The sequence below is a fragment of the Cellulomonas sp. JH27-2 genome, from assembly GCF_014837175.1.
Lineage (GTDB): Bacteria > Actinomycetota > Actinomycetes > Actinomycetales > Cellulomonadaceae > Cellulomonas.
In genome coordinates, this window is record NZ_JACYFR010000003.1 from 177,644 (window position 1) to 196,858 (window position 19,215).

Here is a 19,215-nt window from a genome sequence, read left to right on the forward strand (position 1 = left end):
CTGGCCTGGAGACGTCGCATAGCCAGGTCTAGTGCGCGACCCTGCTAAGGTCGTGAAGGGGCAACCCTTCCGTGGGTTCAAATCCCACCGTCTCCGCGTTCCGAAGGCCCGGTCATCCGACCGGGCCTTCGTCGTTCCCGGAGCTGCGCCGGCGCTGCAGGCCGACGTCGCCGACGAGCACCGCGAGCATGACGGCGTTCGTGATCCAGCTCAGCGCCAGCGGGCTCACGGCGTCGCGCAGCGCGACGACGGCCACCGCGACGAGCGCCCCGACGAGGTGCGGCACCGACCACGGACCGCCCGTCGCGCGCCGGAACAGGGCGTTGCCCAGGAGGTAGACGGCCGCGGCGCCGCACACCAGGCCGGCAGTCCAGGGCGCAGTGTGACCCGACGGATGGGCCAGCACGAGCTCGTCGCCCACGGCTGTCAGGACGATCCCCGCCACCAGCAGGAAGGGGATGTACGTGTACGCGGTCTGGGCGACCATCCCCGGCTCGTCACGGGACTCGAAGTACTCGGCGGCGGACTGCTCGGCGCGATCGAAGAACAGCAGCCACATGAGCACGGTGGACGCGAACGCGGCCAGGAACGCCCAGACGACGGCCGACGACACCTCGAGCTCGGCGAACGCTGCGCCGGTCACGACGATCGACTCGCCCAGGCTGATGATGATGAACAGGGCGACGCGCTCGGCCATGTGCGCCCCGCGCACCACCCACGTGCGCGGGTCCGTCGCGCCGAGGCCCGGCACCCGGAACAGCGCTCGCGGCCCGACGACGTCGATCAGCGCCGCGACCACCCACAGCCACAGCCTCGCGTCCTCGACCAGCGCGCCCACCACCCAGAACGCCCCCGAGACCATCAACCACACCGTGATGCGGACGAAGTTCAGTGCGTTGTCAGGCCAGTGGCGCCCCATCGCCCACACGGCGAACGCGGAGCGCCCCACCTGGATCGCGACGTACGGCAGCGCGAACAGCAGCGCCTTGCCCTCGAACGCCTCGGGGATCGCGCTGGACATGAGCAGGCCCAACAGCATGAGCACGAGCAGCATCGTGCGGACCGGAACCGTCTCCGGATCCAGCCAGTTGGTCACCCAGGTCGTGTCGATCCACAGCCACCACACGGCCCAGCCCAGCACCAGGGTATGGAGCAGCGTGGTCCCGTCCGGGTGCGCGATGAGGCTGTGCGACAGCTGCGTCACGGCGAACACGAAGACGAGGTCGAAGAACAGCTCGACGTACCCGACCCGGTGTCCGTCACCGTGCCGCAGCACGTCGGACCGCATCCCCCACGACCCGTCCACCAGCGCCATGGGCGCGATCCTGCCAGGCGACGTGGGCGGGGTCACGCGCATCCGGTTTGGGATAGCACCCGATCACCCGGTATCGTCTACCGCGGCTCGTCAAGAGCCATGCGCCCGTAGCTCAATGGATAGAGCATCTGACTACGGATCAGAAGGTTGGGGGTTCGAGTCCCTTCGGGCGCACACACCGAAGGCCCGGTCTCCTCGTGAGACCGGGCCTTCGTCGTCGCCGGACCGGACACTGCGCGTGACGGGAAAACCTGGTCGAATCCCACACGCACGCACCGAGTGGTACGTTCGGCTCGTGAGTGGGACGTACGCCGTCACGATGGGCGACCGCGGGCGCCTCGTCGTGCCCGCTGAGCTGCGCGAGCACGCTGGCCTCGCAGCGGGTGATCCGCTGATCCTGCTCGAGACGTCCGCCGGCGTCGTGATGATGACGCGGGACCAGGCCCTCGCGCAGGTGCGTGCGCAGCTCACGGGCGAGTCGCTCGTCGCCGAGCTGGTGCGAGAACGACGCACGGCAGCGTCGGCCGAGGACCGCCGTTGAGCGTGCTGGACGCGTCCGCCGTGCTGGCGTTCCTGCAGGACGAACCCGGCTCCGGCGTGGTCCGTGAGCGCCTCGAGGCAGGCGCCCACATCGGGACGGTCACCTGGTCCGAGGTTGCGCAGAAGGTGATCGCGCGCGGCGGAAGCTGGCCCCTCGCCGCGCAGGTCCTGCTCTCGTTTCCCTTGACCGTGCACCCCGCGACCGCACAGGACGCCGAGTGGGCTGCGCGCCGGTGGAAGAGCGGGGAGGGCCTCTCGCTCGGGGACAGGTTCTGCCTGGCGCTGGCCGCGAGGCTCGATGCGACGGCCGTCACGGCGGACGCCGCCTGGGGCGACGGTGCTGGGATCGAGCAGATCCGCTAGGAGCGACCTACCGTGGCGGTGTGAGCACCGAGGAGCAGCAGGGCACCTACGTCACGCCGGGCGCGGAGTACACGCGCGACCAGCGGTACGTCTCGACGCGCATCACGGCCGACGGCCGCGACGGTTACCCGGTCGAGCCGGGTCGCTACCGGTTGGTGGCCGCGCGCGCGTGCCCATGGGCCAACCGGCTGGTCATCGTCCGCCGCCTGCTGGGCCTGGAGGACGCGATCTCGCTGGGACTGTGCGGTCCGACGCACGACGAGCGGTCGTGGACCTTCGACCTCGACCCCGGCGGCCGGGACCCGGTGCTCGGCATCGAGCGCCTGCGCGAGGCCTACGACAAGCGCGTCCCCGACTACCCGCTGGGCGTCACGGTCCCGGCGATCGTCGACGAGCGCGACGGCGCGCTGGTCACCAACGACTTCGCGCAGATGTCCATCGATCTCGAGCTCGAGTGGACGACGTACCACCGCGAGGGCGCGCCGGACCTGTATCCGCAGCACCTGCGCGCGGAGATCGACGAGGTCAACGCCCGCGTCTTCACGGACGTCAACAACGGCGTCTATCGCGCGGGTTTCGCCGGGTCGCAGGAGTCGTACGACGCGGCCTACGAGCGACTGTTCACCGCGCTGGACTGGCTCACGGAGCGCCTGACCGACCGGCGCTACCTCGTCGGCGACACCATCACGGAGGCCGACGTCCGCCTCTTCACGACCCTGGCGCGGTTCGACGCGGTCTACCACGGGCACTTCAAGTGCAACCGCTCCAAGCTCACCGAGATGCCGGTGCTGTGGGCGTACGCGCGCGACCTGTTCCAGACCCCGGGCTTCGGCGACACGGTCGACTTCGTGCAGATCAAGCAGCACTACTACATCGTCCACGCGGACCTGAACCCGACCCGGATCGTCCCCGCCGGGCCCGACCTGTCCGGCTGGCTGACGCCGCACGGTCGCGAGGCGCTGGGCGGACGACCGTTCGGCGACGGGACGCCGCCGGGACCGGTCCGGGACGGCGAGCGCGTCCCGGCCGGGCACACGCCCGCCTGACCTCAGCCGCGTTCGCCGCGCAGGTAGCGCAGCACGGCCAGCACGCGGCGGTGGTCGCCCGCGTCCTGCGGCAGCCCGAGCCGCTGGAAGATCGATGTGACGTTCTTCTCCACCGCGCCGTAGGAGAGGAAGAGCGACTCGGCGATCGCGGTGTTCGAGCGCCCCTCGGCCATGAGCGCAAGGACCTCGCGCTCGCGCGGGGTGAGCTGCGCGAGCCCGTCGTCGGCCCGCGACGCCCCCATGAGCTGGCTGACGACCTCCGGGTCCAGGACGGTCTGCCCCGACGCGATGCGGGTGAGCGCGTCGAGGAACTCGCTCACGTCGGCGACGCGGTCCTTGAGCAGGTAGCCGACGCCCTGCGCACCGCCGGACAGCAGCTCGCTGACGTAGCGGGTCTCGACGTACTGCGAGAACAGCAGGACGCCGACCTCCGGGTGCGTGCGGCGGATGTCGAGCGCGGCCCGCAGCCCCTCGTCCGTGAACGTGGGCGGCATGCGGATGTCGACGACGACGATGTCCGGCGGGTCGTCGGCCAGCAGCGCGACCTCGGCGACGAGCGAGGCGCCGTCCGGGACCGCACCGACGACCTCGTGACCGCGGCGCGTCAGCAGGGCGACGAGCCCGTCGCGCAGGATGGCCGAGTCCTCGGCGATCAGCAGTCGCATCGCGCTACACCCGGCTCGGCACGGTCACGGTGACCACCGTAGGCCCACCCACGGGGCTGGTGATGCTCATCGACCCGTCCACCGAGCCGACGCGTTCCAGCAGGCCGGCGAGCCCGGTCCGCTCGGCCGGCGAGCCGTCCGACGAGATGCGCGCCCCGCCCTGCCCGTCGTCGCGCACCCGGACGCGGACGTCGGCGCCCACCTGCTCGACGAGCACGTACACGCCGGTGGCGCGTGCGTGCTTGACCGCGTTGGTGACCAGCTCGGCGACGCAGAAGTAGACGATGGTCTCGACCGCCGGTGATGCCGAGACGGCCTCGTCGACGTCGACCGTGACCGCCAGCGGGGAGCGGGCCGCGAGCGTCTCGAGCGCCACCGCGAGCCCGTCGTCGAGCGCGGGCGGGTGGATACCGCGCGCCAGCTCGCGCAGCTCGACGAGCGCCTCCTTGGTCGACGCGTGCGCGCTGTCGACGAGCGCGAGCGCGTCCCCGTCCTCGCCCGCGGCGAGCTGCTCCTTGGCCTCGCCCAGCTGCATCGCGACCGCGACGAGGCGGGCCTGGGTGCCGTCGTGCAGGTCGCGCTCGATGCGGCGCAGCTTGGCGTCGGCGTCCTCGACCGTACGGCCGCGCTGGTCCTCGAGCTCGCGGACGCGCAGGCTCGCGCGCGTCGGGGCCAGCAGGGCGACCGTCAGCAGCCGGAAGACCTGCGCGAACCCGCGGACCAGCTGCGGCCACAGCCACCACAGCGCCAGCCCGACGGCGACGAGCGCGACCTGACGCGCAGGGGTGTCGACGAAGTACGAGTCCCCGAACGACGCGCCGCGGTGCAGCTGCCCGTCGCTGCCCAGCTGCTCGGGCAGGTACCGCGACCAGATCCAGTGCGTCATCGCCCCCAGCGAGACGAAGAAGAACGTGATGCTGACGACGAACGACGCGATGGCCAGCGGGAACGTGATCACGGCGAACAGCAGCGCCCGCCACGACGGCCCGTCGGCCAACCGCGCGACGAGCGAGCGCCAGAACCCGCGCGGCGAGCGGTAGGGCGCGGGCGCCGCGACGTCGACGGCGAGCATCGAACGGGCCGTCCTGCGGTAGGCCGCGCCCCACCCGCGACCGCCGAGCACGACGAAGCCGGCCGGGACGAGCCCGACGACGGTCACCGCGATCCCGGCGGTGAACGAGACCGTGAAGACGGCGTACGCGAAGCCGACGGGCGCGACGAGCAGCGCGAGGCACAGGTAGCCGAGCTCGTTCCAGGTGCGCCTGTCGAAGGGTGCCCGCAGTGCGGAGACCTGCCGACGGTGGTCGACCACGCGGGCGTCGGGGAGCTGCGTCACGGTTGTCATGATGACAAGCCTCGTCGTCGGGCGCCGCCTTGCCCACGGTGCTGCCCGCCGAACCGCACTGGGGTTGTCCCCCGTCAGTGGATGCAGCCGTGGCTGCAGCTGACGTGCCCGTGGAGGCCACGCGCGCTGCAACCACGTATGCAGCGATCGGGCGTGCGGGCGCTCATCGGGGTGGCGCCCGGTGCCGATACCCTCCGGGTGCCGTGCTCACGGAGAGCCCGCCAGGACGCGCACGACGAGGGGACGAGATGGGCAAGCCGAAGCCGGCCGCGCTGGAGATCCGCGTGCTGCCGTGGCGACCGCGTCGTCGCAAGATCAAGCCGGACGACCTGCGCGAGATGAGCAGCGACGCGATGGACTTCGCGGACGGCGACGACAGCGGCGTCGTGCTCGTCGTCGGGATCCTCGTCACGGTCCTCGTCTTCGTGTTCGCGCCGATCGTCGCCGTCGTCCTGTCGATCATGTTCCTGCCCGTGGAGGCCGGGCTCGTGCTGGTGCTGGGAGCCCTGGTGATCGTCGCGCGCTTCACGGGGGTGATCCCGTGGACCGTCCTGGTGCTCACGCCGGAGGCCGAGGAGCACGAGCGCTTCCGGCTGCTGCACCGCGCGGTGCGCCGGGTGCGTGAGCTGAACGGCGGCGGCCGCCCACCCGTCGTCTGGCGCTGGGTCTGAATGCACCCCCAGGTCACACCCACGTGATGACCTGGACACGTGACGCGGCTACGGTGACAAGGGTGACCGAGACACCAGCCCCCATCGCCACTCGTGAGCGCACCGTCGACGGCTTCGTGCGGGAGTTCCTGCGCGAGCTGAACTTCGGGCAGGGCGTCGACCTGACCCGCGCCTCCGTCAACGACCAGTACCTGGCCATGGCCCGCACGGTCCGCCACTACCTGATGGTGCGCTGGCTCGAGACCCTGCGTCGTCAGAAGGAGCTGCAGGCCAAGTCGGTCGCCTACCTGTCGGCCGAGTTCCTGCTGGGACGCCAGCTCGACAACGCGCTGCTCGCCTCCGGGCTCGAGGAGATCGTCGAGGAGGGGCTGGCCACCCTGGGCATCGACCTGGACACGCTGCGCGACGCCGAGCAGGAGCCGGGCCTCGGCAACGGCGGCCTGGGCCGGCTCGCTGCGTGCTTCATCGACTCGCTCGCCACCATGAACGTGCCGTGCATCGGCTACGGCATCCGCTACGAGTACGGGATCTTCCAGCAGACGTTCGTCGACGGCTGGCAGGTGGAGCAGCCGGACAACTGGCTCTCGCTCGGCTCGCCGTGGGAGTTCCCGCACCCGGAGGCCGCGGTACGCGTGAACTTCGGTGGGCAGGTCGAGAACTACCAGGACGACGACGGCGTCATCAAGCGCCGCTGGGTGCCGGGCTGGTCGGTGCTGGGCATCCCGTACAACTACATGGTCCCCGGGTACGAGAACGGCCGCGTCAACACGCTGCGGCTGTGGAGCGCGGAGGCGACGCACGCGTTCGACCTGCAGATCTTCAACTCGGGCGACTACGCCGAGGCCGTGCGGTCGCAGACGTTCGCCGAGAACATCTCCAAGGTGCTCTACCCGGAGGACTCGACGCCGCAGGGCAAGGAGTTGCGCCTGCAGCAGCAGTACTTCTTCGTCGCTTGCTCGCTGAAGAACTTCATCGAGGAGGTGCTGCCGGAGGACTACGACCTGCACAACCTGCCCGACCGCATCGTCTTCCAGCTCAACGACACGCACCCCGTCATCGCCGTCCCGGAGCTCATGCGCATCCTGGTCGACGACAAGGGCTGGGACTGGGACGAGGCGTGGGGCGTGGTGAAGCAGTGCTTCGCCTACACCTGCCACACGCTGCTGCCCGAGGCCCTCGAGGTGTGGCCGGTCGAGCTGCTGGGCCGCCTGCTGCCGCGGCACCTGGAGATCATCTACCGCATCAACGAGGAGTTCCTCGACGAGCTGCGCGAGACCTACCCGGACGACGAGCTGCGCGTGCGCCGCATGTCGATCATCGCGGAGTACCCCGTGCGCGCCGTGCGGATGGCGTACCTCGCGACGGTGGCCGGCACGAAGGTCAACGGCGTCGCCGAGCTGCACAGCCAGCTGCTGCGGGACAAGGTGCTGAACGAGTTCGCCGACTACTGGCCGGACAAGTTCACCAACGTCACCAACGGCATCACGCCGCGCCGGTTCGTGCGCCTCGCGAACCCCGGCCTGTCGTCGCTCATCACCGAGGCCGTCGGCGACGGCTGGGTCACCGACCTCGACAAGCTGCAGGGCCTGGAGCCGCTGGCCGACGACGCCGAGTTCCGCGCCCGCTTCCGCGAGATCAAGCACGCCAACAAGCTGCGCATCGCGGAGGTGCTGGAGCACCGCGACGGCATCGTCGTGAACCCCGAGACGATGTTCGACGTCATGGTCAAGCGGCTGCACGAGTACAAGCGCCAGACCCTCAAGCTGCTGCACATCGTGTCGCTGTACGAGCAGGTCAGGTCCGGGAAGCTCGCGATCGAGGACGTCACGCCGCGGACGTTCGCGTTCGGTGCGAAGGCCGCACCCGGCTACCTGCTGGCCAAGCAGATCATCGGGCTCATCAACGCCGTCGGGAAGACGGTGAACGCCGACCCGGCGCTGCAGGGCCGCCTCAAGGTCGCGTTCCCGGCCAACTACAACGTGACGCTCGCCGAGACGCTCATCCCCGCAGCCGACCTGTCCGAGCAGATCTCGCTGGCCGGCAAGGAGGCGTCCGGCACCGGCAACATGAAGTTCACGCTCAACGGTGCGCTGACCATCGGCACCGACGACGGCGCGAACGTCGAGATCCGCCGCCTGGTGGGCGACGACAACTTCTTCCTGTTCGGGCTCACCGAGCCGGAGGTGTCCGACGTCGTCGACCGCGGCTACCACCCGTCCGCGTACTACGAGACGAACGCCGACCTGCGCGCGGCCCTCGACCTGATCGCCCGCGGCACGTTCTCCGGCGGCGACCGCGCCGTGTTCGAGCCGGTCGTGTCCAACCTGCTCAACGAGGACCGGTTCCTGGCGCTCGCGGACTTCCAGGCGTACATGGACGCGCAGGCGCGGGTCGACGTCGCCTACGCGGACCCCGACGAGTGGACGCGGATGGCCGTGCTCAACGTCGCCCGCGCCGGGTTCTTCTCCTCCGACCGCTCGATGCGCGACTACATCGAGCGCATCTGGCACACGCAGCCGGTGCTCCCGGCGTAGACGGGGCGACGGCTCACGGCGCCGGTTCCCGCTGGGCGGGGGCCGGCGCCGCGTCGTCGTCGGCCGCTTCGTCGCCCTGGGCGTCCTCGATGGGGGCGCCGCCGCGGACCAGCCGGCCGACGGGACCGTCGTCGAGCGACGCCGCGCGGCCGAGCGCGGTGGCGACCACGATGACGAACGACAGGGCGAACAGCCAGCCGATGTACGTGAAGGTCATGCCCAGCACACCGAACTGCTTGGCACCGCTGGTCAGCGCGATGGGCAGGTAGATGCCGCCCGCGGCCTGCAGGATCGCGAGCGCGACCGCCGTCAGCACGCCGGGGAACGCCAGCACGCGGAACCGCACCTGGCGGTCCATCAGCAGGTAGGGCACGCCGGTCCAGACGACGCTCCACACCACGAGGCGCGCCAGCACCTCCACCCAACCCTGGAGGGGCGATCCCTTCGTGGCGGCGGCCGTGAGATTGAGGATGCCGAGCGCGACGACGACGGCGACGACCGCCGCGAGCCACCGCCAGGCCGTGCGCAGGCTGGGCTTGCGGACCGCCCAGGCGCGCGCGTACATGCGCTCGAGCGCGCGTGAGTAGGCGGTGGCGCTGACGAGCGCGACGAGGAGGCCGAAGATGCCGAAGCTGCGGCCCAGGTCGGCGCCGCTGGGGACGCTGCCGGTCAGGACACTGCGCACGTCGTCGGGCAGACCGAGGGAGTCCGCCAGGCCTGTGCCGAACCCGTTGCGGGCGCGACCGTACGACGCGGTCACGACCATGATCGGGATGATCGACGTGAACGCCTGGGCTGCGAGCGTCATGCCGCGGTCGAACGGTTCGATCTCGGCGACGCCTTCGATGGCCCGGTCCACGTACCTGCCCCACGGGGTCGCGCGCCAGCGCTCGACCACGGGTTCGTACCGGCGCCGCAGCGCATCGATCCGCTCGCGCAGCTCGGCAACAGCCACGGGTCTCCTCCGGTGTTCGCGGCCTGCGCCGGGACGAGGCGACGGCCCGGGTGGCGTGATGCTACCCGCCCGGTGCGCCGCTGAGGCGTGGGCTGAGTACCCTGGGCGGGTGAGTCCCAAGAAGCCGCAGGAGATGAAGGCGTCCACCGCCGCCGCCAAGCTCGACGTGTACCTCCCGGCGACGCCCGAGGACTTCCAGAACGGCGCCGTCACGCGTGACGAGCTGGCCGAGCTGCAGGCGAACCCGCCGGAGTGGCTGACCGAGCTGCGCCGCAACGGTCCGCACCCGCGTGGGGTCGTGGCCGCCCGGCTGCGCGTCTCGACCAGCGGTCTGGCGCGCGCGGGCATGACGGAGCCGCTGACGACGGACGAGATCTCCGCGCTCATCGCCGAACCGCCCGAGTGGCTGGTGCGCGAGCGTCAGACGTACGAGGAGGTCCGCCGCGAGGAGCGCCGCCTCGAGTCGCGCGAGGCCGACCGCCGCGCGGCCGCCGCCCGCGACGCCTGAACCTCCCTCTCGGGCGTCGCGCCCAGCATGTCGGTCCGGCGTGCTGCCTTTCTCCCGCTGTTCGAGCGAAGAGCAGCCCGCGAGAGCGGACGCCCCCGAGGGTGAGTGCTCAGCGACCCTTGCGTGGGCGCCTGGTCGTGCTGCGTCCCGACGTCCGGGACGCCGCGGCGCCGCCTCCCGAGCTCTTGCCCTTGGCCGCACCACGCTTCCCCGACCCGGCGCCACTGCTCGCTTTCGCTCGCGGGCTCCGGCCCGACTCCGTACCGGACTTCTTGCTCGGCGGTTCCTCGGGGGCAGCGCCGCGGCCGCGCGACGAGTTCGCCTTGCGGCCCCGGACGATGCCGATGAATTCCTCGGTCAGGTCGTCGTAGCGGTCCTCGACCCACACGAGCGCGACGGTCGAGCCGGGCGCCTCGGGGACCAGCCGCGCGGTCAGCCCGCGGCGCTGGTGGAGGCGTCCGACGGACTGCGGCAGCAGTACGACGCCGACGCCGGCCGCGACCAGGTCGATCGCGTCGGCCGTCGTCGGCACGTCGCCGCCGCTGAACGGGGTGCCGGGTGCGTCGGACCAGCCCAGCAGGTCGTCGCCCGGCACGACGACGACCTCGTCGGCCAGGTCCGCGACCGGGACCTCCTCGACCACCGTGAGCACGTGGTCCTTGGGGACGACGACCACGGTCGCCTCGTCGTAGAGCGGGATGACGCCGAGCCCGTCGCGGTCGACGGGGAGCCGCACCAGGGCCGCGTCGGCGTCTCCGGCACGCAGCCGGGCCTCCGCGTCGGCAGGCTCGGCGACCACCAGCTCGGCGGGCACGTCGCGGAGCCGTTCCGCCCACACGCGCAGCCACCGGTCCGGGTTCACGCCCGGGACGATGAGGATGCGGAAGGTCGCCGGCGTCCGGGCTGGGTCGGTGCTGGGCTGGCCGGTGCTGGGCTGGTTGGTCGGGTCGGTCATCGGGTCCTCACGGCGATCACGTCGGCGACGGGGTGGCCCAGGTCCAGGCCGCGTTGCTCGAACTTGGTGACGGGGCGGTGCGGCGGCCGGGCGACGAGGCCCGAGCTGTCCAGGCCCGGGTCGACGTCCAGCACGTCGCGCATCTGCTCGGCGTAGTCGGGCCAGTCGGTGGCCACGTGCAGCGTGCCGCCCATGCGCAGCCGCGAGCGCAGCAGCTCGACGTGCGCGGGCTGGATCAGGCGGCGCTTGTGGTGGCGAGCCTTGGGCCACGGGTCGGGGAAGTAGGCGTGGATCGCGTCCAGGCTGTCGGGCCCGACGGCGCGGCGCAGCAGGTCCAGCGCGTCCCCGTGCGCCACGCGCACGTTGGTCAGCCCGTGCTCCTCGACGAGCCCGAGCAGTTGCGCGATGCCCGGCAGGTGCGCCTCGATCGCAAGGTAGTCGCGTCCTCGGTCGTCGGCCGCCATGGCGACGGTCGCGTCCCCCATGCCGGAGCCGATCTCCACGACCACCGGCGCGGAGCGGCCGAACAGCGCAGCGGTGTCGAGCAGCCCGTCGGCCGTCGCCGGGAACGGGTGCGCCTCGTCGTGCACGGAGAAGCCCCACCGCGGCCAGAGCCGGTCCAACGCGCCCTCGCGCTCCGCGCTCAGCGGTGCGCGGCGCGGGTGGAACGTGCGCAGCGGCTCGTGCGGCCGCGACGCGACGTGCCGGAACGCGTCGGAGGGCAGGGTCACGGACCCCAGCCTACGGACGCGCCCTCACCACGCCGACGCGATCACCGCGAACGTCTCCCCGAACGGACCCTGCAGCACGGCCACGCGCCCGAACGGCGAGTCGGTCGGCTCCACGACCACCTCGCCGCCCAGCTCGACGGCACGCGCCGCCGTCGCGTCGGTGTCGGCCGTGGCGAGGTAGAGCGTCCAGCCGGCTCGGCTGTCCTCGGCCGCCTGCCCCACGCCCAGCACCGGGTCGTGCCCCTGGCCCGGCCGCAGCGTCGCGTAGACGAACCCGTCGCCGCTCATGTCCTGCGCCTCGAGGCCGGTCACCGCGGCGTAGAAGGCCAACGCGGTCGGCTGGTCGGGCGCCATGACCTCGACCCACGCCATGGCCCCGGGCTCAGCGACGACGTCCCAGCCGGTGTGCTCGTGCGCCCGCCACAGCCCGAACGGCGCGCCGGCGGGATCGGCCGCGATGGCCATCGACCCGGCGTCGTTGATCGCGGTCGGCCCGACGAGGACCTGCCCGCCGCTCGCACCGACCCGTTGGGCGGCGCCGGCGATGTCGTCCGTGGCGAGGTACACGCACCACCGAGGGTCTCCCGGCCCTTCGCCGATCCCGACGACCCGGCGACCGTCGAGCGTCGCCTGGGTGTACCCACCGACCTCCGGTCCGCCCACGTCGAAGCCCCAGCCGAGCAGCGGCCCGTAGAAGGCGTGGGCATCGGCCAGCGAGGGGACGGTGAGGTCCGCCCACGCCGGCGTGCCGGGAGGCCAGGGACCGGGGTGCGTCGTCATGTCCCCATCAGACACCTCACCACCGACACCACGCGACAGGGGGTCGGGCCGTGTGCTAGTCACGACACATGGCACCGACTGCACCGGGCCGCGAGGCCGACCCCGCCTCCGCAGACGCCGCGCCGCAAGGCGAGAGCGGGCTGACCGTCGTCGTCGCGCTCGGGGCGAACCTGCTGATCGCGGTGGCCAAGACGGCGGCGGCGATCATCACGGGCGCGGCGTCGATGCTCGCCGAGGCCGCGCACTCGTGGGCCGACACGGGCAACGAGGTGTTCCTGCTCATCGCGCAGCGCAAGGCCGACCGCCCTGCCGACGACACGCACCCGCTCGGGTACGGGCGCGAGGTCTACGTGTGGTCGATGTTCGCGGCGATCGGCCTGTTCGCCGTTGGTGCGGGGGTCTCGATCACGCACGGCGTCCAGGAGCTGATCCACCCTGAGCCGGCCACGGACTTCGGCATCGCCTACGCAGTGCTCGCCGTCTCCGCGCTGCTGGAGGGCACGTCGTTCCTGCAGGCGAACCGGCAGGCGCGGCGTGAGGCGCACGACCGCGACCGGGACCTCATCGACCACATCCTCGCGACGTCCGACCCGACGGTCCGCGCGGTGTTCTTCGAGGACGCGGCGGCGCTGATCGGCATCGTCATCGCCGGTACCGGCATCGGGCTGCACCAGGCCACCGGGTCTGCCGTGCCCGACGCGATCGGGTCCATCCTCGTCGGCGTCCTGCTGGGCGTCGTCGCCGTGCTGCTCATCCAGCGCAACCGCCGCTTCCTGGTGGGCGAGGCCGCCGAGCCGAAGGTGGTGCGCGGCGTCGTGCGGATGATGCTGGAGCAGCCCGAGATCGAGCGGGTCACCTCGATCAGCCTGCAGTACGTGGGCGCGCAGCGTCTGTTCCTGGTTGCGGCGGTCGACATCACCGGCGAGCCCGGGGAGACCGAGGCATCGCACGTGCTGGCGAAGCTCGAGAAGCGGATCGCGGAGAACCCGGTCGTCGTGCGCGCGGTGCTCTCGCTCTCCGAGCCGGAGGAGCCGTCGCTCGTCGGGTGATCAGAGCCTGTGCAGGAATGCCCGGACCGCGTCGAGGTACTGCCCGCGCGCCGGCTCGGGTGACAGCGCCAGGTCGTGCGCGCCGCCCGGGACGCGGCGCAGCGTGACGTCCGGACCGAGCAGCGGCGCCCGGGCGGCCATCTGCTCGACATCCAGCACGGAGTCGGTGGTGAGGACATGGTCGTGGAAGCGGTCGTCGGGCCCGCTGGCGTCCGACGTCAGCACCAGCACCGGGCAGTCGATGTCGAGCCCGCGCGCCACGCGGGCGTGCCCCTGCCGGACCGTCCGCACGAAGCCGGCCCGCACGGGGAACCCGCGCAGCGGCTTCCAGGCCAGGTCGTAGCCCCACTGCTCGTGCAGCGCGGTGCCGTAGTGCTCGCCCAGATGACTGACGACGAGGTTGGGCGCCGCTCGCCCGACGACGTCGAGCACCCGCGTCAGCGGCACCCGCTCCGCCCAGCTGCCGCGCAGGTCCAGCCACGGCGAGTTGAGCACGACGCCGGCCAGGAGCCCGGGTCGCGCGTCGGCCCACAGTGCCGCGATCAGGCCGCCCGTCGAGTGGCCCAGCAGCACGATCTCGTCGTGGTCCTGGCGCAGCAGCCGGTAGGCGGCGTCGATCTCCTCCGCGTACACGGACAGGTCGGTGGTGAAGTTGGGCTCGCGGCCCGGTCGGATCGAGCGGCCGTAGTCGCGCAGGTCCAGGCCGTAGACGTCGGCCGCGTCGGCCAGCGCATCCGCGACGTGCGGGTGGAAGAAGTAGTCGACGAACCCGTGCAGGTAGAGCACGGCGCGGCGCTGCGTGGGCGCGCGCCCGACGAGCGTCGCGACGGGATCAGGATCGCGGCCGTCGGCCCGCAACGGCAGAGTCCGGGCGGTCCACTCGGGGCCGAGGATGTCGACGACAGCGTCCATGGCCCGATCGTGCCACGGGCTCGGGTCGGCAGCCGGTGAACCCCTGGTTGAACGACGCGCTGATGATCGGGCCGCTGGCACACGGCGCGACGTTCGACCAGCGATGCACGATCGGATGCTGGTGCGCCACCGAAGGTTGAGTGGAATAGGCTCAACTCTGGATCGTGTTGCTCAGGGTAGACATTTCCTTGACCCCATCTGGAGGACCGTTGGACGCGAAGTTCACCACCCGCTCGCAGGAGGCCATCGGCGACGCCCTGCAGCAGGCCACCGCCGCGGGCAACCCGCAGCTCGAGCCGGCTCACTTGCTCAACGCGCTGCTGCAGCAGGAGGGCGGCGTCGCTGGCGCGCTTCTCGACGCCGTCGGCGCGGACCGGCAGGCGCTGGGCCGCACCACGCGCGCCGTGCTGGTCAACCTGCCGACGACGACGAGCACCAGCCAGCCCACGGCCAGCCGCGCGACCGCCGCCGCGCTCGAGGCCGCCAACACCGAGGCCCGCGCGCTCGGCGACGACTACGTCTCGACCGAGCACCTGATCATGGGCCTTGCCGCCGGTCAGTCCGGCATCGCCGACGCCCTGCGCGCCGCCGGCGCCTCGCGCGACGCCCTCGCGGCGGCGCTGCCGAACGTGCGCGGCAGCAGCCGCGTCACCAGCCCCAACCCGGAGGGCACGTTCAAGGCGCTCGAGCAGTACGGTGTCGACCTGACGGAGCGGGCGCGGGACGGCAAGCTCGATCCCGTCATCGGGCGCGACTCCGAGATCCGCCGCGTCGTGCAGGTGCTCTCGCGCCGCACCAAGAACAACCCGGTGCTGATCGGCGAGCCCGGCGTCGGCAAGACCGCCGTCGTCGAGGGGCTGGCCCAGCGCATCGTCGCCGGCGACGTCCCGGAGTCCCTGCGCGGCAAGCGGCTGATCAGCCTGGACCTGGCCGCGATGGTGGCCGGGGCCAAGTATCGCGGCGAGTTCGAGGAGCGGCTCAAGGCCGTGCTCCAGGAGATCACCAGCTCCGACGGCGAGGTCGTCACGTTCATCGACGAGCTGCACACGGTCGTCGGCGCGGGCGCCGGCGGCGAGGGCGCCATGGACGCGGGCAACATGCTGAAGCCCATGCTGGCGCGCGGCGAGCTGCGCCTGGTGGGTGCCACGACGCTCGACGAGTACCGCGAGCGGATCGAGAAGGACCCCGCCCTGGAGCGGCGGTTCCAGCAGGTCTACGTCGGCGAGCCGTCCGTCGAGGACACCGTCGCGATCCTGCGCGGGCTCAAGGAGCGCTACGAGGCGCACCACAAGGTGACCATCAGCGACGCCGCGCTCGTCGCCGCGTCCACGCTGTCGGACCGCTACATCACGGGCCGCCAGCTCCCCGACAAGGCGATCGACCTGATCGACGAGGCGGCCTCGCGTCTGCGCATGGAGCTCGACTCGAGCCCGGTGGAGGTCGACGAGCTGCAGCGAGCCGTCACGCGCCTCGAGATGGAGGAGGTCGTCCTGCAGGAGTCGGACGACGAGGCATCGGCCGAGCGGCTCGAGAAGCTGCGCGCCGACCTGGCCGACCGCCGCGAGGCGCTCGCGTCGCTCACCGCGCGCTGGGAGAAGGAGAAGGCGGGGCACAACCTCGTCGGCGACCTGAAGGCGCGCCTGGACACGCTGCGCACGGACGCCGAGCGGCTCCTGCGCGAGGGGTCGCTCGAGGCCGCCGCCCGCATCCAGTACGGCGAGATCCCCGCGCTCGAGCGCGAGATCGAGGCGGCGGAGGCGTCGGAGGCGCAGGTCGACGAGGCCGTCGAGCAGCAGGGCACACCCATGATCGCGGAGAAGGTGGGGCCCGACGAGATCGCCGAGGTGGTCGCGCAGTGGACCGGCATCCCCGCCGGCCGGCTGCTGGAGGGCGAGACCGCCAAGCTGCTGCGTATGGAGGAGGTGCTGGGCGAGCGGTTGATCGGCCAGCGGGCCGCCGTCGCCGCGGTGTCCGACGCCGTTCGTCGGGCGCGCGCCGGCATCTCCGACCCCGACCGTCCCACGGGCTCGTTCCTGTTCCTGGGCCCCACCGGCGTCGGCAAGACCGAGCTCGCCAAGGCGCTCGCGGACTTCCTGTTCGACGACGAGCGCGCCATGGTCCGCATCGACATGAGCGAGTACTCGGAGAAGCACTCGGTGGCGCGCCTCGTCGGCGCCCCTCCCGGTTACGTCGGGTACGAGGAGGGCGGCCAGCTCACCGAGGCCGTGCGCCGTCGGCCGTACTCCGTCGTCCTGCTCGACGAGGTCGAGAAGGCGCACCCGGAGGTCTTCGACATCCTGCTGCAGGTGCTCGACGACGGTCGCCTGACCGACGGGCAGGGTCGCACGGTCGACTTCCGCAACGTCATCCTGGTGCTGACGTCGAACCTGGGTTCGCAGTTCCTCGTCGACCCCATGCTGTCCGACGCCGAGAAGCGCGAGGCGGTCATGGGCGCCGTGCGCGTCTCGTTCAAGCCCGAGTTCCTGAACCGGCTGGACGACGTCGTGCTCTTCGACCCGCTGTCGCTCGACGAGATCGGGCACATCGTGGAGCTGCAGATCGCCGCGCTCGCGGCCCGGCTGCGCGACCGTCGTCTGACGCTCGACGTGACGCCGGCCGCCCGCGACTGGCTGGCGCTCGAGGGCTACGACCCGGCGTACGGTGCCCGGCCCTTGCGCCGGCTGGTCCAGCGCGAGATCGGCGACCGCCTGGCCCGCGCGCTGCTCGCCGGCGAGCTCCGCGACGGCCAGCAGGTGACGGTCGACCGGTCCGGGGACACACTCGTCGTCTCCTGACGCGCACTCCCCCCGGAACGTCCGAGCAACTGGTCGCTACAGCGACCAGTTGCTCGGACGTCGTGGGTGGGTGGGACCGTGGCGGCCGCCTCCGCAGTGGGTGGCCGCCACGGTCGCGACCAGGGTCCCACAAGGGGCTGTGAGCGCTCACGTGGCAATCGGGTTGGCTCCGCGCGCGTCCGACGACGACGATGGACCCATGAGCACCCTCGAGCAGCTGACCGCCGACCTCACCACCGCCATGAAGGCGCGCGACTCGTTCCGCACCGGCACCATCCGCCAGGTGATCGGTGCCGTGCGCGCGGAGGAGAAGGCCGGCTCGGTCGCCCGTGAGCTGTCCGACGACGAGGTCCTCAAGGTGCTGACGCGCGAGGTGAAGAAGCGCCGCGACAGCGCCCAGATCTACACCGACGCGGGCGCCGACGAGCGCGCGCAGACCGAGACCGCCGAGGCCGACCTCATCGAGACGTACCTGCCCGCCAGGATGTCCGACGAGGAGCTGTCCGCGCTGGTCAGCGCCGTGATCGCCGAGACCGGCGCGAGCAGCATGAAGGACATGGGCGCCGTCATGAAGGAGGCCACCGCCCGCGCCGGTGCCTCCGCGGACGGCAAGAAGCTCTCGACGATGGTGCGCGCCGCCCTCGCCTGACCGCCTGGTGGCTGCATGGATGGTTGCAGCCTTCGCGCCCGCCAGGGGCGCGTCCGCTGCAACCATTGCTGCAACCACCCCGCGGGAGTGCCTGCAGAAACGTTCTGGACGCGGGCGGGTGGGGAGAGGACAGTGGATGGCGCCCGTTTTCGGGTAGTTCGTCCGCTTCTGGACAGACTCCGCTCCGGAGCCGCGGTGCGGGCGCGCGTCAGGGGAAGAGGTACCTCATGCGTGATGTTCGCGCAGGTCTTCGCGCAGGTGTGGTCGCGCTCGTCGCGGCCGCAGGTCTGGTGGCAGCGGGGAGCGCCCCGGCGTCAGCCACCCAGCACGCCGACCGCGGCCCGCACTTCGGGCACGGGTCGGTCTGGTCGAAGGGGTGGCACCCCGCCAAGCACAGGCCGACGGCAGGGACGCCGACGGTCGTCGCCTCCGACCTGGCCGGGCCGTTGACGTTCGCCGTCGGCGCCCGTTCGCTGTACGTCGGGCAGGCGTTCGCCGGCATCGTCACCAAGCACAGCAAGAACGCCGACCCCGTCGTGGTGGGCGCGGCCGTCCCGGGTGCGGACGCTGCCGCCGTCGACGTCGCCCCCGGCGTCCTCACGTGGGCCGAGCGCGGCGGCGACCAGGAGAGCGTCACGTCGTCGGTCCTGCACCGCCAGACGCGCGACGGCGTCGCGAACATCGACCTGCTCGCCTACGAGACCAGCAACAACCCAGACCAGGGCAACAAGTACGGCCTGCGGGGGCTCGACGACGCATGCCTCGCGCAGGTCCCGGCGATGTTCCAGCCGTATACCGGCCTGGTCGACTCGCACGCGTACGGGTCGGTGAACGTCGGCCGGACCACGTACGTGGCGGATGCCGGCGCCAACGCGATCCTCAAGGTGGACCGCACGGGGAAGGTCAGCACCGTCGCCGTGCTCAAGCCGGTGCCGGTGACGATCACCGCGGAGGCCGCGGCTGCGTTCGGGCTGCCCGACTGCGTCGTCGGGCACGACTACGCCTTCGAGCCCGTGCCCACCGACGTCGAGGTGGGCCCCGGCGGCGCGCTGTTCGTGACGCTGCTCCCCGGCGGTCCGGAGGACGGCAGCCTGGGCGCGTTGGGCAAGCTGGTCAAGGTCAACCCGTCGTCCGGCAAGGTCACGACGATCGCGACGGGCTTCGCGGGGGCGACCGGCCTCGCTGTGGGTCGCGGCGGCACCGTGTTCGTCGCCGAGCTGTACGGCAACCAGGTCAGCTCGGTGGACTGCCGTGGCAAGGTGCGGGTCCTGACCTCGCTGGAGCAGCCCGCGGGCCTCGAGTGGGCGAACGGCAAGCTGTACGCCTCGACGGGCGTGTTCGGTGCCGGGCAGATCGTCTCGATGACCGTGCGCTGATCCTGGACATGAGCCGAGGGCCCCGG

The 19,215-nt window shown here is 71.9% G+C and carries 18 protein-coding genes and 2 tRNA genes; 12 read left to right on the top strand and 8 right to left on the bottom strand.

Annotated elements, in window-relative coordinates; all coding sequences use genetic code 11:
* Positions 1–7: 7 nt before the first annotated feature.
* Positions 8–96: transfer RNA gene (locus IC607_RS09890), tRNA-Ser, on the top strand.
* A 16-nt stretch (positions 97–112) separates the two neighbouring features.
* On the opposite strand, the gene IC607_RS09895 is transcribed toward IC607_RS09890, so the two are convergent.
* Positions 113–1,315 carry a low temperature requirement protein A gene (locus tag IC607_RS09895; protein ID WP_225224813.1) on the bottom strand — a complete coding sequence of 401 codons (1,203 nt, stop codon included), beginning with the start codon at positions 1,313–1,315 and terminating at the stop codon, positions 113–115.
* A 101-nt stretch (positions 1,316–1,416) separates the two neighbouring features.
* On the opposite strand from IC607_RS09895, the gene IC607_RS09900 reads away from it, so the two are divergent.
* The 4 genes from IC607_RS09900 to IC607_RS09915 all read left to right on the top strand — a co-directional run bounded on the left by IC607_RS09900 (position 1,417) and on the right by IC607_RS09915 (position 3,264).
* A tRNA-Arg gene (locus IC607_RS09900) sits at positions 1,417–1,489 on the top strand.
* Between the two features lie 121 nt (positions 1,490–1,610).
* Positions 1,611–1,856, top strand: coding sequence for an AbrB/MazE/SpoVT family DNA-binding domain-containing protein (locus IC607_RS09905; protein WP_191787226.1), 246 nt, complete (start codon positions 1,611–1,613; stop codon positions 1,854–1,856).
* Positions 1,857–1,858: 2 nt separating this feature from the next.
* Positions 1,859–2,218, top strand: coding sequence for a PIN domain-containing protein (locus tag IC607_RS09910; protein ID WP_370526201.1), 360 nt, complete (start codon positions 1,859–1,861; stop codon positions 2,216–2,218).
* A 20-nt stretch (positions 2,219–2,238) separates the two neighbouring features.
* A complete protein-coding gene (locus tag IC607_RS09915; protein WP_191787228.1) occupies positions 2,239–3,264 on the top strand; it encodes a glutathione S-transferase C-terminal domain-containing protein in 1,026 nt (341 codons plus the stop codon).
* Between the two features lie 2 nt (positions 3,265–3,266).
* Here IC607_RS09915 and IC607_RS09920 read toward each other — a convergent pair whose 3' ends face one another.
* Entirely contained in the window at positions 3,267–3,929 is a 663-nt protein-coding gene (locus IC607_RS09920; RefSeq protein WP_191787229.1) for a response regulator transcription factor, read from the bottom strand.
* Positions 3,930–3,933: 4 nt separating this feature from the next.
* Positions 3,934–5,274 (bottom strand): sensor domain-containing protein, encoded by a 1,341-nt coding sequence (locus IC607_RS09925; protein WP_191787230.1) that lies wholly within the window; start codon positions 5,272–5,274, stop codon positions 3,934–3,936.
* Between the two features lie 248 nt (positions 5,275–5,522).
* Between IC607_RS09925 and IC607_RS09930 the strand changes: the two genes are divergently transcribed.
* Both IC607_RS09930 and IC607_RS09935 read left to right on the top strand, forming a co-directional pair.
* Positions 5,523–5,945, top strand: a complete 423-nt coding sequence (locus IC607_RS09930) for a hypothetical protein (protein WP_191787231.1) — start codon at positions 5,523–5,525, stop codon at positions 5,943–5,945.
* A gap of 26 nt (positions 5,946–5,971) precedes the next feature.
* Positions 5,972–8,479 (top strand): glycogen/starch/alpha-glucan phosphorylase, encoded by a 2,508-nt coding sequence (locus tag IC607_RS09935; RefSeq protein ID WP_191787232.1) that lies wholly within the window; start codon positions 5,972–5,974, stop codon positions 8,477–8,479.
* Positions 8,480–8,492: 13 nt separating this feature from the next.
* On the opposite strand, the gene IC607_RS09940 is transcribed toward IC607_RS09935, so the two are convergent.
* Complete coding sequence (locus IC607_RS09940) at positions 8,493–9,434, bottom strand: YhjD/YihY/BrkB family envelope integrity protein (protein WP_191787233.1); 942 nt, start codon at positions 9,432–9,434, stop codon at positions 8,493–8,495.
* A gap of 109 nt (positions 9,435–9,543) precedes the next feature.
* On the opposite strand from IC607_RS09940, the gene IC607_RS09945 reads away from it, so the two are divergent.
* A complete protein-coding gene (locus IC607_RS09945) occupies positions 9,544–9,942 on the top strand; it encodes a DUF5997 family protein (protein WP_370526123.1) in 399 nt (132 codons plus the stop codon).
* 109 nt (positions 9,943–10,051) lie between these two features.
* Here the strand turns inward: IC607_RS09945 and IC607_RS09950 are convergent, their stop codons facing one another.
* From IC607_RS09950 to IC607_RS09960, 3 genes are read right to left on the bottom strand one after another with little or no spacing between them, the layout of a single operon-like run.
* Positions 10,052–10,897, bottom strand: a complete 846-nt coding sequence (locus IC607_RS09950; RefSeq protein ID WP_191787234.1) for a LysR family substrate-binding domain-containing protein — start codon at positions 10,895–10,897, stop codon at positions 10,052–10,054.
* Positions 10,894–11,628 (bottom strand): tRNA (guanosine(46)-N7)-methyltransferase TrmB, encoded by a 735-nt coding sequence (gene trmB / locus IC607_RS09955; RefSeq protein ID WP_191787235.1) that lies wholly within the window; start codon positions 11,626–11,628, stop codon positions 10,894–10,896. The genes IC607_RS09950 and trmB overlap by 4 nt, the downstream gene beginning before the upstream one ends.
* A 24-nt stretch (positions 11,629–11,652) precedes the next feature.
* Entirely contained in the window at positions 11,653–12,408 is a 756-nt protein-coding gene (locus IC607_RS09960) for a VOC family protein (RefSeq protein WP_191787236.1), read from the bottom strand.
* A gap of 68 nt (positions 12,409–12,476) precedes the next feature.
* On the opposite strand from IC607_RS09960, the gene IC607_RS09965 reads away from it, so the two are divergent.
* The gene (locus IC607_RS09965; RefSeq protein WP_191787237.1) at positions 12,477–13,457 is read left to right on the top strand and encodes a cation diffusion facilitator family transporter; all 981 of its coding nucleotides are present in this window, start codon (positions 12,477–12,479) and stop codon (positions 13,455–13,457) included.
* Here the strand turns inward: IC607_RS09965 and IC607_RS09970 are convergent, their stop codons facing one another.
* Positions 13,458–14,369 carry an alpha/beta hydrolase gene (locus IC607_RS09970; protein WP_191787238.1) on the bottom strand — a complete coding sequence of 304 codons (912 nt, stop codon included), beginning with the start codon at positions 14,367–14,369 and terminating at the stop codon, positions 13,458–13,460.
* Between the two features lie 209 nt (positions 14,370–14,578).
* Between IC607_RS09970 and clpB the strand changes: the two genes are divergently transcribed.
* The 3 genes from clpB to IC607_RS09985 all read left to right on the top strand — a co-directional run bounded on the left by clpB (position 14,579) and on the right by IC607_RS09985 (position 19,189).
* Entirely contained in the window at positions 14,579–17,164 is a 2,586-nt protein-coding gene (gene clpB, locus IC607_RS09975; RefSeq protein WP_191787239.1) for an ATP-dependent chaperone ClpB, read from the top strand.
* A gap of 199 nt (positions 17,165–17,363) precedes the next feature.
* Complete coding sequence (locus IC607_RS09980) at positions 17,364–17,813, top strand: GatB/YqeY domain-containing protein (protein ID WP_191787240.1); 450 nt, start codon at positions 17,364–17,366, stop codon at positions 17,811–17,813.
* 227 nt (positions 17,814–18,040) lie between these two features.
* Positions 18,041–19,189 carry a ScyD/ScyE family protein gene (locus IC607_RS09985; RefSeq protein ID WP_191787241.1) on the top strand — a complete coding sequence of 383 codons (1,149 nt, stop codon included), beginning with the start codon at positions 18,041–18,043 and terminating at the stop codon, positions 19,187–19,189.
* Positions 19,190–19,215 lie beyond the last annotated feature (26 nt).

Bases quoted from the DNA above. Each gene is read 5' to 3' on its own strand.
- IC607_RS09950 (WP_191787234.1), bottom strand. From the start codon at position 10,897: ATGACCGACCCGACCAACCAGCCCAGCACCGGCCAGCCCAGCACCGAC.
- IC607_RS09930 (WP_191787231.1), top strand. From the start codon at position 5,523: ATGGGCAAGCCGAAGCCGGCCGCGCTGGAGATCCGCGTGCTGCCGTGG.
- IC607_RS09985 (WP_191787241.1), top strand. From the start codon at position 18,041: ATGCGTGATGTTCGCGCAGGTCTTCGCGCAGGTGTGGTCGCGCTCGTC.
- IC607_RS09935 (WP_191787232.1), top strand. From the start codon at position 5,972: ATGACCTGGACACGTGACGCGGCTACGGTGACAAGGGTGACCGAGACA.
- IC607_RS09965 (WP_191787237.1), top strand. From the start codon at position 12,477: ATGGCACCGACTGCACCGGGCCGCGAGGCCGACCCCGCCTCCGCAGAC.
- IC607_RS09895 (WP_225224813.1), bottom strand. From the start codon at position 1,315: ATGGCGCTGGTGGACGGGTCGTGGGGGATGCGGTCCGACGTGCTGCGG.
- IC607_RS09920 (WP_191787229.1), bottom strand. From the start codon at position 3,929: ATGCGACTGCTGATCGCCGAGGACTCGGCCATCCTGCGCGACGGGCTC.
- IC607_RS09925 (WP_191787230.1), bottom strand. From the start codon at position 5,274: ATGACAACCGTGACGCAGCTCCCCGACGCCCGCGTGGTCGACCACCGT.
- IC607_RS09960 (WP_191787236.1), bottom strand. From the start codon at position 12,408: ATGACGACGCACCCCGGTCCCTGGCCTCCCGGCACGCCGGCGTGGGCG.
- IC607_RS09970 (WP_191787238.1), bottom strand. From the start codon at position 14,369: ATGGACGCTGTCGTCGACATCCTCGGCCCCGAGTGGACCGCCCGGACT.
- IC607_RS09980 (WP_191787240.1), top strand. From the start codon at position 17,364: ATGAGCACCCTCGAGCAGCTGACCGCCGACCTCACCACCGCCATGAAG.